This is a genomic window from uncultured Aquabacterium sp., from assembly GCF_913773725.1.
GTDB lineage: Bacteria > Pseudomonadota > Gammaproteobacteria > Burkholderiales > Burkholderiaceae_C > Aquabacterium.
Window position 1 is genome coordinate 1 of record NZ_CAJYGK010000141.1, and the last position, 14,868, is coordinate 14,868.

The window sequence follows — 14,868 nt, forward strand, 5'->3', positions numbered from 1 at the left end:
ACTGCTGCAAAAAACAGCAGGGTAGGTGGATAACGTGGCTCAAAATTGGGCGTGACGGATGCCCTTTAGTGGCTCAGTTTTGCTCGTGATTCAACACTGACTGCTGAGATAGACCACATGCGCCCGCCTGGCCTTCATCCGCTCGGGCGGAATCGTCCAGGTGGCCGCATCAAAGTCCACCTCTTTCCAGGTCGCCAGCAACAACTCGCCTTTGCGGCACATGGTCAGCAAGATGAACTTCACCGCCAGCTTCAGCGTGGGCAAGGTACCGATGGTGTCCAGCACCGAAAAGAACTGGTGAATCTCCCCAGGCGTCAATGCGCGCTCCCTGGGCTTGAAGGTGGCAATGGCTGAAGCCTTCACCGCTTCAGCGGGATTCTCGATCTTGAGCCCCCTGGACATGGCGTGCCGGTACACCTGCTGGATGACCTCGCGTACATGAACTGCCGTGGCCGGAGCGCCGCGCTCCTTGATCTTTTCGCACAGCGCGAGCACTTGGCTGGACGTGATCTCTTCCAGCTTGCGTTTGCCGAACTTGGGCAGCACATCACGATCCAGAATGCTCTTGCGCATCGCCGCCGTGCTGTCCGCCAGGCCGCCGTTTCGCAACCAGATGTCTGCAAAGAACTCGAAGGTGCCTGACTCTTGGCATTCCTTCTTAGCTTCAGATTTCACACGCGCTGGCGACTCCCCTCGGCTGACCATGTTCTTCGCTCTGGCCAGCAGGTCGCGCGCGTCAGCCAGCGAAAGCGGATCTCCGTACTTGATGTCCTCGGGGGCCCGCTTAGGCTGCGAGGCCTGGAACTCATCGTACTGCCCCAGTGTGAGCGTCTCCCGCCGCCCCGCGAGCCGGTAGTCATAGCGGAAAGTCAGTGTTCCTTTGAGTGAGACGACGACGTACATCCCATCGCGGTCCACCACCTTGTAGACCTTGTCCGTGGGCTTGAGGTTCTTGAGTTTGGTGTCTGTCAGTGCCATTGGGTAACCCCTCTCTTACCTTGCATCGCTTACCGTCAGAGCATCAAGACGGTAAGCAATCAAAGATCAATTGACTCAAAAAATCAACCGTCTTCCGTGCCGACAAAAACCTCGGGATGTCATGAAACCTCATGGGACGTCAAAAACAAAAAAGCCCTTGAAGATCAAGGGCTTAAATGCATTCATGAGACGTTCTGGGACGGTGTGAACCGCCTTCAAATCATTCCCACTCGATGGTGGCAGGCGGCTTGCTCGACACGTCGTAGGTGACGCGGTTGATACCACGCACCTCGTTGATGATGCGGCCCGACACCCTCTTGAGCAGGCTGTAAGGCAACTCGGCCCAATCCGCGGTCATGAAGTCGCTGGTTTGCACCGCGCGCAAGGCCACCACGTAGTCGTAGGTGCGGCCATCGCCCATCACGCCCACGCTCTTGACCGGCAGGAACACCGTGAAGGCCTGCGAGGTCAGGTCGTACCAGCTCTTGCCGCTGAGCGGCTCGATGGTGGAGCGCAATTCTTCGATGAAGATGGCGTCGGCGCGACGCAGCAGGTCGGCGTACTCCTTCTTCACTTCGCCCAGGATCCGCACGCCCAGACCCGGGCCCGGGAACGGGTGACGGTAGACCATCTCGTGCGGCAGGCCCAGGGCCACGCCCAGCTCGCGCACTTCGTCCTTGAACAGCTCGCGCAGCGGCTCCAGCAGCTTCAGGCCCAACTGCTCCGGCAGGCCGCCCACATTGTGGTGGCTCTTGATGGTCGTGGCCTTCTTGGTCTTGGTGCCGCCGCTTTCCACCACGTCGGGGTAGATCGTGCCTTGCGCCAGGAAGGTCGCGCCCTTCACGCCGTTGCCGGCCGCCTTGAGCTTCTCGGCCTCGGCCTTGAACACGTCGACAAACAGGCCGCCGATGATCTTGCGCTTGCGCTCGGGGTCGGTCACGCCCGCCAGCTGCCCCAGGAACAGGTCAGAGGCGTCCACGCGGATGACCTTCGCGTGCAGCTTGCCCTCGAACATGTCCATGACCATGTCGCCTTCGTTCAGACGCAACAGACCGTGGTCCACGAACACGCATGTCAGCTGGTCGCCGATCGCACGGTGGATCAGGGCTGCCGCCACCGACGAGTCCACACCGCCCGACAGGCCGAGGATGACCTCCTCGTCGCCCACCTGCTCGCGGATCTTCGCGACCGCTTCCTCGATGTAGTTGCCCATGATCCAGTCGCCCGAGCAGCCGGCGATCTCCCGCACGAAGCGGTTGAGCATGGCCTGGCCCTGCACGGTGTGCGTCACCTCGGGGTGGAACTGGACCGCGTAATAGCGCTTGGCTTCGTTGGCCATGCCAGCGATCGGGCAGCTGGGCGTCGACGCCATCAGCGTGAAGCCGTCCGGCAACCGGGTGACCTTGTCGCCGTGGCTCATCCACACCTTCAGCATGCCGTGGCCTTCGGGGGTGGTGAAGTCCTGGATGCCGTCCAGCAGCTTGGTGTGGCCATGGGCGCGCACCTCGGCGTAACCGAACTCGCGCGTGTCGGACCAGCTCACCTCGCCGCCCAACTGCACCGCCATGGTCTGCATGCCGTAGCAGATGCCCAGCACCGGCACGCCCAGATCCCACACCGCCTGCGGCGCACGCAGCTGGTGGTCTTCGTAGGTGGACGCGTGGCTGCCCGACAAGATGATGCCCTTCGGCGCGAACGACTTGATGAAGTCGTCTGACACATCGTTCGGGTGGATTTCGCAGTAGACGTGGGCCTCGCGCACGCGGCGGGCGATCAGCTGGGTGACCTGGGAGCCGAAATCGAGGATCAGGATCTTGTCATGCATGGTGAGCTCTCTTGGGCAGGCTGCGGGCGAGGCAGGAAACGGTCTGAGTCAGGCACCCGTGCGCACGGGGCGCGCAGGTGCCTCATGGAAGGCACGGCTGAAGTAACGCAGGCCGATGATGGCGGCGATGGCCTGGATGGCAGCACACAGGTAGAACGGCGCGCCAATGCGCCAGTCACCCTGCGGGTAGTGAGACACGGCCGCCAGCAGGGGCGAACCCAGCACCGGGCCCAGCATGGCGGCGACGCTGTTGATGGACGAGACAGCGCCCATGCTTTCGCCCTGGCGCGAGGGGTCGACTGCATTGGCCACCACGCTCTGCAAGCCCGGCTGCACCATGTAGCCGAACACGTTGGCCACGATGACGACGTACATCATCCAGCCTTCCGGCACGGCGCCAAACGCGGCAAAGCCGAGGGTGGCAGACACCAGGCCGATGCGGACGATGCGATGCAGCGGCATGCGCTTCTGGATCTGCCGCAGCAGACCGCCTTGCACCAGCACGGCCATCATGCCCACCGCAAACAGCGACAGGCCGTTGTCCTTGGGCGTCCAGCCAAACTTGAACTCGGTGTACAGGAACCAGCTGGTGTGCAGACAGAACTGGGCCAGGATCGAGAGCCCCATGATCCACAGCAGCGTTTCCACGCCCTTGAGCTGGCGCAGGCGGGCCAGCGCGCTGAATGGGTTGGTGCGGCCGAATTCGAAGGTGCGACGCCGATCGGCAGGCAAGGATTCGGGCAGCACGAAGTAGCCGTAGACCGCATTGAGCAAGCACAGCGACCCGGACAGCAGGAAAGGCCAATGGATGTTGTGGTCGCCCAGCAGGCCGCCCGTCACCGGCCCCAGGATGAAGCCGAGGCCGAACATGGCGCCCAGCAGGCCGTAGTTCTTGGCCCGGTCCTTCGGCTCGGTGATGTCAGCCACATAGGCGTTGGCCACCGCGATGTTGGCGCACACCGCGCCACCCATGATGCGCACGGCAATGAGCATCCAGAACTCGGTGGCCAGCGCCGTGACGAAAAAGTTGACGGCCATGCCGACCAGGCCCAGCAAGAGCACGGGGCGGCGACCATAGCGGTCGGAGAGCGCACCGAGCACCGGGGCGCTGAAGAACTGGGCAATGGCAAACGCCGCCTGCGCGGCGCCATACCCCATGGACGTGCTCGCGCCGCTGTCCATGAACGAGCCGATGAGCTTGGGCAGCACAGGCGCGATGATGCCGATCGACATCATGTCGAGCAGCACCGTGATCATGATGAACGGCATGGCCGCCTGGCGGCCGCGGGTCGAAGCCATGGGTGTCCCGGGTGGTGGTCAAAAAAAGGAACCGGCCGAAGCCGGTGTCCCTGCAGTGCTTGAAATCAGGCCGGCGCGACCACCGTCGGGCGCCGCCCTGCTCCCTCACTCCATGCGGTAGTTCGGGGCTTCCTTGGTGATCTGCACGTCGTGCACGTGGCTTTCACGGATGCCCGCGGCCGTGATCTCGACGAACTCGGCGCGGTTGCGCATGTCCTCGATCGTGGCGCAGCCACAGTAGCCCATCGACGCCTTCAGGCCACCGGCCATCTGGTACAGGATGGTCAGCACGGAACCCTTGTAAGGCACGCGGCCTTCGATGCCTTCCGGCACCAGCTTGTCGGCATTCGGGTTGGTCTGCTCGTCGTTTTCCTGGAAGTAGCGGTCGGCCGAGCCGGCCTTCATGGCGCCGATCGAGCCCATGCCGCGGTAGCTCTTGTAGCTGCGGCCCTGGTACAGGATCACTTCGCCTGGTGCTTCTTCGGTACCCGCGAACATGCCACCCATCATCACGCACGACGCGCCGGCGGCAATCGCCTTGGCGATGTCGCCCGAATAACGGATGCCGCCGTCTGCGATCAGCGGCACGCCGGTGCCCTGCAGGGCGGTGGCGACGTTGTCGATCGCCGTGACCTGCGGCACGCCCACGCCGGCAATGATGCGTGTGGTGCAGATGGAGCCGGGGCCGATGCCGACCTTGACGCCGTCGGCGCCGGCCTCGACCAGCGCCAGCGCGGCTGCGCCGGTGGCGATGTTGCCGCCGATGACATCGACCTGCGGGAAGTTCTTCTTGACCCAGCGCACGCGCTCGATCACGCCGTGGCTGTGGCCGTGGGCGGTGTCGACGATCAGGGCGTCGACGCCGGCCTTGACCAGCAGTTCGACGCGCTCTTCCGTGCCCTCGCCCACGCCCACAGCGGCGCCCACGCGCAGCTTGCCGTGGGCATAACGGGCGGCGTTGGGGAAGCTGGTCTGCTTGGTGATGTCCTTGACGGTCATCAGGCCCTTGAGCTCGTTGGCGTCGTTGACGACGACCACGCGCTCGAGCTTGTGCTTGTGCATCAGGGCCTTGGCTTCGGCAGCGGTGCCGTCTTCCTTGACCACGATGAGCCGCTCGCGCGGGGTCATGATCTCGCGCACCGGGGCGTCCAGGCGGGTTTCGAAGCGCAGGTCACGGCCCGTGACGATGCCGACGACCTTGCCCTCGTCCACCACCGGGAAGCCGGAGATGCCGTGCTGCTTGCTCAGCTCGATCACATCGCGAACCTTGACGCCCGACGAGATCGTGATCGGATCGCGCAGAACGCCGGATTCGTAGCGCTTGACGCGGGAAACTTCCGCGGCCTGCTGCTTGGGCGAGAGGTTCTTGTGGATGATCCCGATGCCGCCTTCCTGGGCGATGGCGATCGCCAGGCGGGCCTCTGTCACCGTGTCCATGGCGGCGGACACCAGCGGCAGATTCAGCTGAATATTGCGGGACAGACGGGTGGCCAGCGACGTGTCGCGGGGCAACACTTGAGAGTACGCGGGCACCAACAACACGTCATCGAACGTGAGTGCTTTACCAAGCAGGCGCATGAACAAGGCTCCAGACGCAAAAGTGGATTATACGCAGACGCGGGACTGTCCGGAAATTTGCTGTTGGCGGGCCGATTCCACGCAAACCCGGCCCGTGGCATGTGGCCCGGCCGGTAAACTGCCGCGGATGAGCCTTTTGCACCCGATTTCGTCACGCGTGGTCCTGCCGCTGCTGGCTGCGCTGCTTGTGCACAGCCTGCCCGCGCAGGCAGTCCCGCAATGGAAGTGGCGTGATGCCAACGGCAGCATCCAGTACAGCGACCGTCCGCCGCCCCCCGGCACGCCGGAGTCGGCCATCCTGGCCCGACCGGCCGTGCCGACCAGCCGTACGGTGGTGCGGCCACCCGAGGCCGCCGCGCCGGCTGCGCCCTCCGCGCCTGCGCCGGCAGTGAAAGCGGCGGAAAACGAACTGGACGCCAAGAAGCGCAAGGCCGAAGAGGAAAAGAAAGCGCTGCAGAAGGCCGAGGAGGAAAAGCAGGCCCGTGTGCGCGCCGAGAACTGCCAGCGCGCCCAGGCTTACATGAAGTCGCTGCAGGACGGCATGCGCATTGCCCGGGTAAATGCCGCCGGCGAACGCGAAATCCTGGACGATGCCGGCCGCGCCGAGGAAACGCGACGCACGCAGGAAGTGATCGCGGCCAACTGTCGTTGACCCCCGGGGCGCCCGAGCGGGCGCCTCAACTGCCCTCGCCCGTGGCCGTCCAATCGGCCGGTCGATGTCGTCCTTTGGGGATCTTCTCGCCCTGGCTACGGTAGCGCAGGCGGCGTGCGGCCTTCGGGTCCACCTTCAACTGCCGCACCAACTCCACGCGATCTCCATCACGGAGCATCTGACCAGCCCGCTCCTTGCGCCCCCACACGCCGGCGGACCACACCCCCGCGGCCAGCCCCGCTGCATCGAGGCCCTCGATCTGCCCCATCAGGCCCGACGCCTCGACGGCATCACGCAATGAGGCTCCGTGCGCCAGTTCGACCATGACCCGTCGGACCGTGCGCGGCGCCACGCTCACGACAATTTCAACGCGAATGCGTGAGGCGTCAACGAGGGCCATGGACCTGCTCTGCGCGCTTGACGAAGGCATCGATGAACGTGTTGGCAATGCGGTCGAACACCGGGCTGATCACCAGCTCGAGCGGCCGACTTGCAAAGGCGTATTGCAGCGAGAACTCGACCTTGCAGGCGGTCGCGTCCAGCGGATCGGCGGGCGCCGCGGCCGCCCCCGGCATGGACAGCGGCGTGAACGTCCAGGTGCCCTCCAGCTGAGAGAACGGGCCATCGACCAGCGCCATGCGCACAGTGCGGCCCGGTTCATTGACATTGCGCGTGGTGAAGGCCTGCCGCACGCCCGCAAAGTGAATGTGAAGACGCGCGGTCATGCCGTCGTCGTGTCGTTGCAGGACCTCGGCCTTGTCGCACCAGGGCAGGAATTTGGGGTAGTCTTCGACCGCGGTGACCAGCGCGTACATTTCGCGCGGCGAGTACCACAGCAAGACCGACTTGTGGACGTGCTTCATAGGATCCCGCCATTTTACGAAAACGACTCCCCGTCTCATGTCGATTGCTGAAAACCGCAAAGCCCATTTCAATTACCACATCGAAGAGAAGTACGAAGCTGGCGTCGTGCTGGAGGGCTGGGAAGTCAAGGCCATCCGCGAGGGCCAGGTTCAGATGACCGATGGTTACGTGGTGGTGAAGGACGGCGAGCTCCATCTGATCGGCCTGCGCATCAACGCGCTGCGCTCGGCGTCGACACACGTGCGCCCGGATGCCGACCGCACGAAGAAGCTGTTGATGCACAAGGCAGAGATCCGGCGGCTGATCGGCAAGACCGAGCAGAAGGGCTACACCATCGTGCCGCTCAACCTGCACTGGAAAGGCGGCCGTGTGAAGGCGGACATCGCGCTGGCCAAGGGCAAGGCCGAGCACGACAAGCGCAACACCATCAAAGACCGCGACTGGGAACGCGAAAAGGGCCGACTGATGAGGCAGAAGGTCTCATCCAATCCGAAGGATTGAGAGCGAAGTGACAAGGCCCTTTCACCAGAAGGGCCGCTTGATGAGACAGAAGGTCTCATCCAATCCCAAGGATTGAGAGCGCAGCGACAAGGCCCTTTCACAAAAAAGGGCCGCTCACGTGGTTCAGTTCAGCACCGCAAGGGCCTGCGCGATGTCAGCGATCAGGTCGGCCGGGTCTTCCAGCCCGATGGCGAAGCGCACCAGGGTGTCGCCATCCCGGCCGGCCAGAGCCCCGAAGCGCCGCATGCCCTTCAGCGAGTACGGCATGACCAGGCTGATGGGCCCGCCCCACGAATAGCCGATGCGAAACACGCGCAAGGCATCCACGAACGCGTTCACGCGCTCGGGCGTGTGCCGATCGCCGCGGAAGACCACCGACACCAGCCCGCCCGCCGCAGTGGCGACCCGAGTCCACGCCTCGTGCCCGGGTGACCCAGGCAGCGCCGGATGCAAGACACCCTCGAACTCCGGGCGGGCGGCCAGCCAGTGGGCCACATGACGCGTGGCGCGGTCATGGGCTGCATAGCGCAAAGGCAGGCTGTACAGGCCGCGCAGGAGGGCCTCCGCGTCATTGGCCCCCACGCCCAGGCCCAGTCGCATGTGGGTGAGCTTGAGCTGCAGGTGCAGGGCTTCGTCGCGGGTGACGACGGATCCCATGAGCACATCGCCGCCGCCCGACGGGTACTTGGTCAGCGCATGCACGCTGATGTCGACGCCCTCGGTGTCCGCGGACGCTGGCACGCCGAGGCGGAAGGGGTCGAAAGCCAGACCTGCGCCCCAGGTGTTGTCCAACGCCACGATCAGGCGCGGATGTGCCCGCGCCACCTGCAGCAGCGCGGGGAGATCCGGAAATTCGAGCGTGACGGAGCCCGGCGCCTCCAGCCAGAGCAGCCGCGTGCGCTCGGTTATGTGCGCCGCCAGCCCTGCAGGGTCCATGGGGTCGTACACCCGGTGTGTGATGCCCCAGTGGGCCAGTTCCACCCGCGTGAAATCGCGATTGGGCGCATACACGTTGTCGGGGATGAGGACCTCGTCCCCGGCCTTGAGCACCGACTGCCCCACCAGGGTTAGCGCAGACAGCCCGGAAGGCGCGAGCAGGCACTGGCGCCCCCCTTCCAGCGAGGCCAGGCGCTCTTCGAGCGTGAACGTGGTGGGCGTGCCGTGCAGGCCGTAGGTGTAGCCACTCTTGTCCTTCCACTCACGCGCCTTCAATGCGGCGGTGTCTGAAAAGAACACGGTCGAAGCCTTGAACACGCCGGGCTGAACGGCGGCAAAACCGCCTGGTGGCTGGTAGGCGTGGTGGATGAGCGTGGTGGCGCGGCCGGCCCCGTGCAGGTCGTGCGGCTTGCTCGCCGTGTCGGACGGGGTGACGGGGACGGCGGCTGGGGGCGTGTCGGACGGGCTCATCTGCGGCATGCTAGCGCAGCGCGCTGGCGCCTGCGCGGATCAGGGGCACAGCCAGGCACGGGTCTCTTCCCAGCTGGGCGGCTCGCACCCCTTGCGCTGGACGTTCAGGGCCGCACACGCCATCGCGTGTCGCAACGCGGCCTCGAGATCGGACGAGGTCAGTTCGCCCAGGGCATCCGCCATCAGCAGATTCTCGGCCGCCAGCCAGGCCAGCAAGCCGGCCTGGAAGCAGTCCCCTGCCCCCACCGTGTCCACGACGTTCACCGCGGCAGGCACCGGCAGTTGCACGCAGGCCTGGCGCGTCATCAGCATCGCGCCATCGCCGCCCAGGGTGAAGGCCACGAGTTGGGTCATCGGGTTGCTCAGAAGGCGCTGCCCCACGTCAGCCAACGCCGAGGGATCCCATCCCATGGCGGCCACGTCTTCATCGCTCAGCTTGACGATCTGCGCCATGCCAAGGGCCTGCTGCACGGCGTTGCGGTACGCCGACTGGTCTGCCGGGCGATCGCCCACGACCGCCATGCGCAGGTTGGCGTCGACCGACACCACGGCACCGCGCAACTGGGCTGCCAGCAGCACGGTGTGAACCTTGGGCCAATCGCCCGGAACCAGCGCCAGCCCGCCGGTGTGGATGAGACGCAGCGCCGCCGGCAAGCGAGCGATGAACTCGTCGGCCGTGCCGTCGCGATCTGCCACATGCTGTCGATGGAAGGTGTAGGCCGGCACACCGCCAGGCCCGAGGGAGACGACCGCCAGCGAGGTCGGCCACGGGCTGCGCGGCGCCTGCCCCAGATCCACCCCGTCAGCGCGAAGGCGGTCGACAAAGCGCGCCCCGAAGGTGTCGGTGGAGAGTGGGTTCAGGTAGCGGATGTGCTGTCCCTGCCGGGCCATCGCCCGAGTGAAGTTGCACACCGAGCCGCCGAGACAGGGCTCGTAGCGGCCGTCGGCATGCTCGATGAGGTCGACGAGGGCTTCGCCCAGCGCAGCAAACATGGGAACTCCGGGATTCAGGACGAGAACGGGAGCGAGTGTGCCGCGCGCTTGCAGGGACGGACACTAGGGTTTCTCATAAATAAAACGGGTTGATTTATTAATGATCCGTTCAGATACTTGCTCCCGTTGTTCGGACACGGACGACATGGCAGACGACACAACCCTACCGAGGAACAAACCCATGCCGATCTCGCGCACCCTTGCCGTCACCTTCAGCGCCATTGCGCTGGCCACCTTGAGCCACGCCGCCTCTGCAGCAGAGCAACCCGTCATCGGGCTGATCACCAAGACCGAGACCAACCCCTTCTTCGTGAAGATGAAGGAAGGCGCGACGGCGGCAGCCAAGGCCCAGAACGCCAAGCTGCTGACCGCAGCTGGCAAGCAGGACGGCGACAACGCCGGCCAGGTGACGGCCCTGGAAAACATGATCGCAGCGGGTGCGAAGACCATCCTCATCACCCCGAGCGACGCCAAGGCCATCGTGCCGGCGATCAAGAAGGCGCGTGACAAGGGCGTGATGGTGATCGCGCTGGACAGCCCCACCGACCCGCAAGAGGCCGTCGACGCCCTGTTTGCCACCGACAACTACAAGGCGGGCGTGCTGATCGGCCAGTACGCCAAGGCAGCCCTGGGCGGCAAGCCGGCCAAGATCGCCACGCTGGACCTGTTTCCGGGCCACCCGGTGGGGGCGCAGCGCCACAACGGTTTCCTGAAGGGCTTCGGCCTGGCGGCCAACCCGGCCACCTCGAATGAACTGTCGAAGCCGGCCGAGGTGGTCTGCATGGCCGACTCCTTCGGCGACCAGGCCAAGGGCCAGACCGCCATGGAGAACTGCCTCCAGAAGAACCCGGACATCAACCTCGTCTACACGATCAACGAGCCCGCAGCGGCGGGTGCCTACAAGGCCTTGAAGGCCGCGGGCAAGGAAAAGAACGTGATGATCGTGTCAGTCGATGGTGGCTGCCAGGGTGTCAAGGACGTGGCCGCGGGCAAGATTGCCGCCACCTCGCAACAGTACCCGCTGAAGATGGCCTCGATGGGCCTGGAAGCCGGCGTGAAGTACGCGAAGACGGGCGAGAAGGTCAGCGGCTACACCGACACGGGCGTGACCCTGATCGCCGGCAAGCCGGTGGCGGGTGTGGACAGCAAGGACGCCCAAACCGGTCTGAACCTGTGCTGGGGCAAGAAGTAACGCCTATGCATGACGGGCGGGCCGCAGTCGGTGCGGCCCACCTTCTGACGCCTTCCTGCATCCGGGCCGGGATCCGCCCGGCCCTCCCTTGCACACCATGCTCGCTTCTTCCACCTCACACAACGGGGTTCCGCTCATGAAAGACTGGTCCCGCCATCTGCCGCCCATGGCCGTGCTCGGCCCCTTGCTCGCGCTGCTGGCGGCCAGCGCCTTCTTCGCCATCCAGGCCGACAACTTTCTGTCGGGCCAGAACTTCTCGCTGATCCTGCAGCAGGTGATGGTCGTGGGCCTGCTCGCCATCGGCCAGACGCTGATCATCCTGACGGCGGGCATCGACCTGTCGTGCGGCATGGTGATGGCGCTCGGCTCCATCGTGATGACCAAGGTGGCCACCGAACTGGGCCTGCACCCGCTGCTGGCCATGGTGCTGGGCATCGGGGCCACCACCGCCTTCGGCCTCGTCAACGGGCTGCTTGTCACCCGCATCAAGCTGCCGCCCTTCATCGTCACGCTGGGCACGATGAACATCGCTTTTGCAATCACGCAGATCTACTCCGGCGCACAGACCGTGACCGATCTGCCCGAGGCCATGACCCTGCTGGGCGACCCGATCATGATCGCCGGCACCCCGGTGGCGGGTGGCGTGCTCCTGATGCTGGGGCTCTATGCGATGGTGTGGTTCGCCCTGAGCAACACGGCGCCCGGACGCCATCTGTACGCCGTGGGCAACAACCGCGAGGCCGCCCGCCTGACCGGCATTTCGACCGAGCGCGTGCTGCTGACGGTCTATGCGCTCGCGGGCATGTTCTACGGCATCGCGGCCCTGCTGTCGGTGGCCCGCACCGGCGTGGGTGACCCGCAGGCCGGCCAGACCGAGAACCTCGACTCCATCACCGCCGTGGTGCTGGGCGGCACCAGCCTGTTCGGTGGCCGCGGCATCATCGTCGGCACCTTGATCGGGGCGCTGATCGTCGGCGTGTTCCGCAACGGCCTGACGCTCATGGGCGTGTCGTCCGTCTACCAGATCCTCATCACCGGCATCCTCGTGATCCTCGCGGTGGCGACCGACCAACTCTCACACAAGCGAGCCTGACATGTCCGCAGTCCTCCAAGCTGAACACGTAGGAGCGTCGATGCACAACGTGGCTTCCCCCTCTCCCCGGTCCATCGTGCTGCAGGCCAAGGGCCTGGTGAAACGCTACGGACAGGTGACCGCGCTGGATGGCGTGGACTTCGAGTTGCGCGCGGGCGAAATCCTGGCCGTCATCGGTGACAACGGCGCGGGCAAGTCCTCGCTGATCAAGGCGCTGTCCGGCGCGCTGGTGCCGGATGAAGGCGAGATCCTGATGAACGGGCAGCCCATCCACATGAAGAGCCCCATCGATGCCCGCCGCCACGGCATCGAGACCGTCTACCAGGACCTCGCGGTGGCGCCCGCGATGACGATTGCCGAGAACCTGTTCCTGGGCCGCGAGCTCTTCAAGCCGGGCGCCTTGAACCAGCTGTTCAAGGTGATCGACAAGAAGCGCATGCTGGCCGAGGCCATCGAGCGCATGAATGACCTGAAGGTGGGCATCCGCTCCATGACGCAGGCCGTCGAGACGCTCTCGGGTGGGCAGCGGCAGTGCGTGGCCGTGGCCCGGGCCGCCGCCTTCGCACGCCATGTGGTGATCATGGACGAGCCGACCGCCGCCCTGGGCGTCAAGGAAGGCAACATGGTGCTGGAGCTGATCCGCCGCGTGCGGGACAAGGGCCTGCCGGTGATCCTGATCAGCCACAACATGCCGCATGTGTTCGAGATTGCCGACCGCATCCACGTTCAGCGCCTGGGCCGACGCGCTGCGATCCTGAACCCCAAGGCGGTGAGCATGTCGGACACCGTCGCCGTGATGACGGGCGCCATGACGGCAGACCAGTTGCCCCGGGAGGCCCTGTGCTGAAAGGCATCGACCCCCTGCTGACGCCGGACCTGCTCAAGGTGCTGGCCGAGATGGGCCACGGCGACGCGATCGTGGTGGCCGATGCCAACTTCACCGCCGCGACACTGGCGCGGTTGCCGGGCGGGGGGGCCAAGCCCCTGATCCACCTGCCTGGCGCTTCCGTGCAGCGGGCGTGCGAGGCCATCCTGTCGCTGCTGCCCCTCGGCACGCCCGAAGAAAAGCCCGTGGCGTTCATGAAGGTGTGCCACACGCCCGACGGCTATCTGAGCGGCCTGCAGCGCGAGGTGATCGGCATGCTGAGCGCCCAGGGCTTGGCCCACGCCGAGGACTGCGACACCATCGAGCGCTTCGCCTTTTATGATGAGGTCCGCCGTGCCCATGCGATCGTGCTGACGAGTGACCGCCAGCCCTACGGCAATGTGCTGTTGAAGAAGGGGGTCATCGGCGAGCCCCTTCGCCCCTGAGCCCGCGCTGCGCCACCGCCTGATGTCCATGACGCCCACCGCCGCCACTCTCGACCCTCACCCGCGCCTGCGCCCGCGTGGCTCCAACCAGGAGGGCGTGCGGCAGTACAACGAGCGCGTGGTGCTGCAGACGATCCGCCTGCACGGCGCCTTGCCCAAGGCTGATCTGGCGCGGCTGACCCACCTCAGCCCGCAGACGGTGTCCATCATCATCGAGCGCCTGCTGGAAGACGACCTCGTCATCAAGCAGGCACCGGTGCGCGGCAAGGTCGGCCAGCCCTCGGTGCCGATCTCGCTGAACCCCGACGGCGCGTTCTCGGTCGGCATCAAGGTCGGGCGCCGCAACATGGACGCCCTGCTGGTCGACTTCACCGGGCGCGTGCGGCAACGGCACACCCTGCCTTATCCGTGGCCCGACCCGGACACGCTGTTCGATGACATTGCCCGGCACGTGACGCAACTGCAGGCCCATCTGCACGACATGCTGGGCGCGGCCAAGGCCGATCGTCTGTTGGGGGTCGGTGTGGCCGCGCCCTTCTCGCTGGGCGGCTGGCAGACCCTCCTCGGCATGCCGGAAGCCAAGGCCCGAACGTGGCAGGCGATCGACATCCCAACGCGCATGCAGGACACCACCCGGCTGCCCGTGCACTTCGTGAAGGACACGTCTGCGGCCTGCGTGGCCGAACTGGTTGCGGGACGCGGCCGAAGCGTGCCCACCTTCCTCTACGTGTTCGTCGACACCTTCATCGGCGGCGGCCTGGTCATCGACAGCCACCTGCGCGGCGGCATCCACGGCAATGCCGGCGCGGTGGGGTCATTGCCCTTGTCGCCCGCGCGAGCCGGGCAGCAGACCACACCGACTCAGTTGCTGAGCGTGGCCTCGCTCGTCAACCTGGAGCAGGCGTTCGAGGTGGCCGGCCTCGACCCCATGGCGGCCTATGACGAGCGCGCCATGCACAGTCCGTGGCACGAGCACACGGCGGCGTGGGTGGCTCAGACGGCACGCGGCATTGCCATGGCCGTCAACACCACCGCCTGCGTGCTGGACCTGGAGGGCGTCATCGTCGATGGCTCATTCAGCCGCGGCCTGCTGGCCTCGTTGCTGGCGGGCGTGCAGAACGCGCTGGCCGAGTACAACTGGGAAGGCATCTTCCAACCGCAGGTCATGGGCGGCA

15 protein-coding genes are annotated in these 14,868 nt (G+C 65.7%); 7 read left to right on the forward strand and 8 right to left on the reverse strand.

The features are described from left to right. Positions 1-90: 90 nt before the first annotated feature. The 4 genes from QZ709_RS16550 to guaB all read right to left on the reverse strand — a co-directional run bounded on the left by QZ709_RS16550 (position 91) and on the right by guaB (position 5,680). Entirely contained in the window at positions 91-978 is an 888-nt protein-coding gene (locus QZ709_RS16550) for an integrase arm-type DNA-binding domain-containing protein (protein WP_294638524.1), read from the reverse strand. A gap of 220 nt (positions 979-1,198) precedes the next feature. Further along, positions 1,199-2,803, reverse strand: a complete 1,605-nt coding sequence (gene guaA, locus QZ709_RS16555; RefSeq protein WP_294638525.1) for a glutamine-hydrolyzing GMP synthase — start codon at positions 2,801-2,803, stop codon at positions 1,199-1,201. A gap of 48 nt (positions 2,804-2,851) precedes the next feature. Continuing rightward, positions 2,852-4,102 carry an MFS transporter gene (locus QZ709_RS16560; RefSeq protein WP_294638527.1) on the reverse strand — a complete coding sequence of 417 codons (1,251 nt, stop codon included), beginning with the start codon at positions 4,100-4,102 and terminating at the stop codon, positions 2,852-2,854. 105 nt (positions 4,103-4,207) lie between these two features. Continuing rightward, positions 4,208-5,680 (reverse strand): IMP dehydrogenase, encoded by a 1,473-nt coding sequence (gene guaB, locus QZ709_RS16565; protein ID WP_294638528.1) that lies wholly within the window; start codon positions 5,678-5,680, stop codon positions 4,208-4,210. Positions 5,681-5,807: 127 nt separating this feature from the next. Here guaB and QZ709_RS16570 point away from each other — a divergent pair, with 127 nt between their 5' ends. Further along, entirely contained in the window at positions 5,808-6,332 is a 525-nt protein-coding gene (locus tag QZ709_RS16570; protein ID WP_294638529.1) for a DUF4124 domain-containing protein, read from the forward strand. Positions 6,333-6,357: 25 nt separating this feature from the next. Here QZ709_RS16570 and QZ709_RS16575 read toward each other — a convergent pair whose 3' ends face one another. Together QZ709_RS16575 and QZ709_RS16580 are read right to left on the reverse strand one after the other, a co-directional pair. After that, the gene (locus QZ709_RS16575; protein WP_294638530.1) at positions 6,358-6,732 is read right to left on the reverse strand and encodes an RnfH family protein; all 375 of its coding nucleotides are present in this window, start codon (positions 6,730-6,732) and stop codon (positions 6,358-6,360) included. Next, the gene (locus tag QZ709_RS16580; protein ID WP_294638531.1) at positions 6,719-7,195 is read right to left on the reverse strand and encodes a type II toxin-antitoxin system RatA family toxin; all 477 of its coding nucleotides are present in this window, start codon (positions 7,193-7,195) and stop codon (positions 6,719-6,721) included. Before QZ709_RS16580 ends, QZ709_RS16575 begins: the two co-directional genes overlap by 14 nt. 37 nt (positions 7,196-7,232) lie before the next feature. On the opposite strand from QZ709_RS16580, the gene smpB reads away from it, so the two are divergent. Continuing rightward, the gene (smpB, locus tag QZ709_RS16585) at positions 7,233-7,697 is read left to right on the forward strand and encodes an SsrA-binding protein SmpB (RefSeq protein WP_294638532.1); all 465 of its coding nucleotides are present in this window, start codon (positions 7,233-7,235) and stop codon (positions 7,695-7,697) included. 123 nt (positions 7,698-7,820) lie between these two features. On the opposite strand, the gene QZ709_RS16590 is transcribed toward smpB, so the two are convergent. Together QZ709_RS16590 and QZ709_RS16595 are read right to left on the reverse strand one after the other, a co-directional pair. After that, positions 7,821-9,104: a PLP-dependent transferase gene (locus tag QZ709_RS16590; protein WP_294638533.1), complete on the reverse strand. Its 1,284-nt coding sequence runs from the start codon at positions 9,102-9,104 to the stop codon at positions 7,821-7,823. A gap of 39 nt (positions 9,105-9,143) precedes the next feature. Continuing rightward, positions 9,144-10,097 carry a PfkB family carbohydrate kinase gene (locus tag QZ709_RS16595; RefSeq protein WP_294638534.1) on the reverse strand — a complete coding sequence of 318 codons (954 nt, stop codon included), beginning with the start codon at positions 10,095-10,097 and terminating at the stop codon, positions 9,144-9,146. A gap of 181 nt (positions 10,098-10,278) precedes the next feature. Here QZ709_RS16595 and QZ709_RS16600 point away from each other — a divergent pair, with 181 nt between their 5' ends. The 5 genes from QZ709_RS16600 to QZ709_RS16620 form a co-directional block, all read left to right on the forward strand. Continuing rightward, positions 10,279-11,289: a sugar ABC transporter substrate-binding protein gene (locus QZ709_RS16600; protein WP_294638535.1), complete on the forward strand. Its 1,011-nt coding sequence runs from the start codon at positions 10,279-10,281 to the stop codon at positions 11,287-11,289. A gap of 136 nt (positions 11,290-11,425) precedes the next feature. Then, entirely contained in the window at positions 11,426-12,382 is a 957-nt protein-coding gene (locus tag QZ709_RS16605) for an ABC transporter permease (RefSeq protein ID WP_294638536.1), read from the forward strand. Positions 12,383-12,422: 40 nt separating this feature from the next. Further along, positions 12,423-13,229 carry an ATP-binding cassette domain-containing protein gene (locus QZ709_RS16610; protein WP_294638537.1) on the forward strand — a complete coding sequence of 269 codons (807 nt, stop codon included), beginning with the start codon at positions 12,423-12,425 and terminating at the stop codon, positions 13,227-13,229. After that, a complete protein-coding gene (locus tag QZ709_RS16615) occupies positions 13,223-13,693 on the forward strand; it encodes an RbsD/FucU domain-containing protein (RefSeq protein ID WP_294638538.1) in 471 nt (156 codons plus the stop codon). The genes QZ709_RS16610 and QZ709_RS16615 overlap by 7 nt, the downstream gene beginning before the upstream one ends. Before the next feature lie 28 nt (positions 13,694-13,721). Beyond that, positions 13,722-14,868, forward strand: a 1,147-nt coding sequence (locus QZ709_RS16620; protein ID WP_294638539.1) for an ROK family transcriptional regulator, incomplete at its 3' end; no start/stop codon positions are given.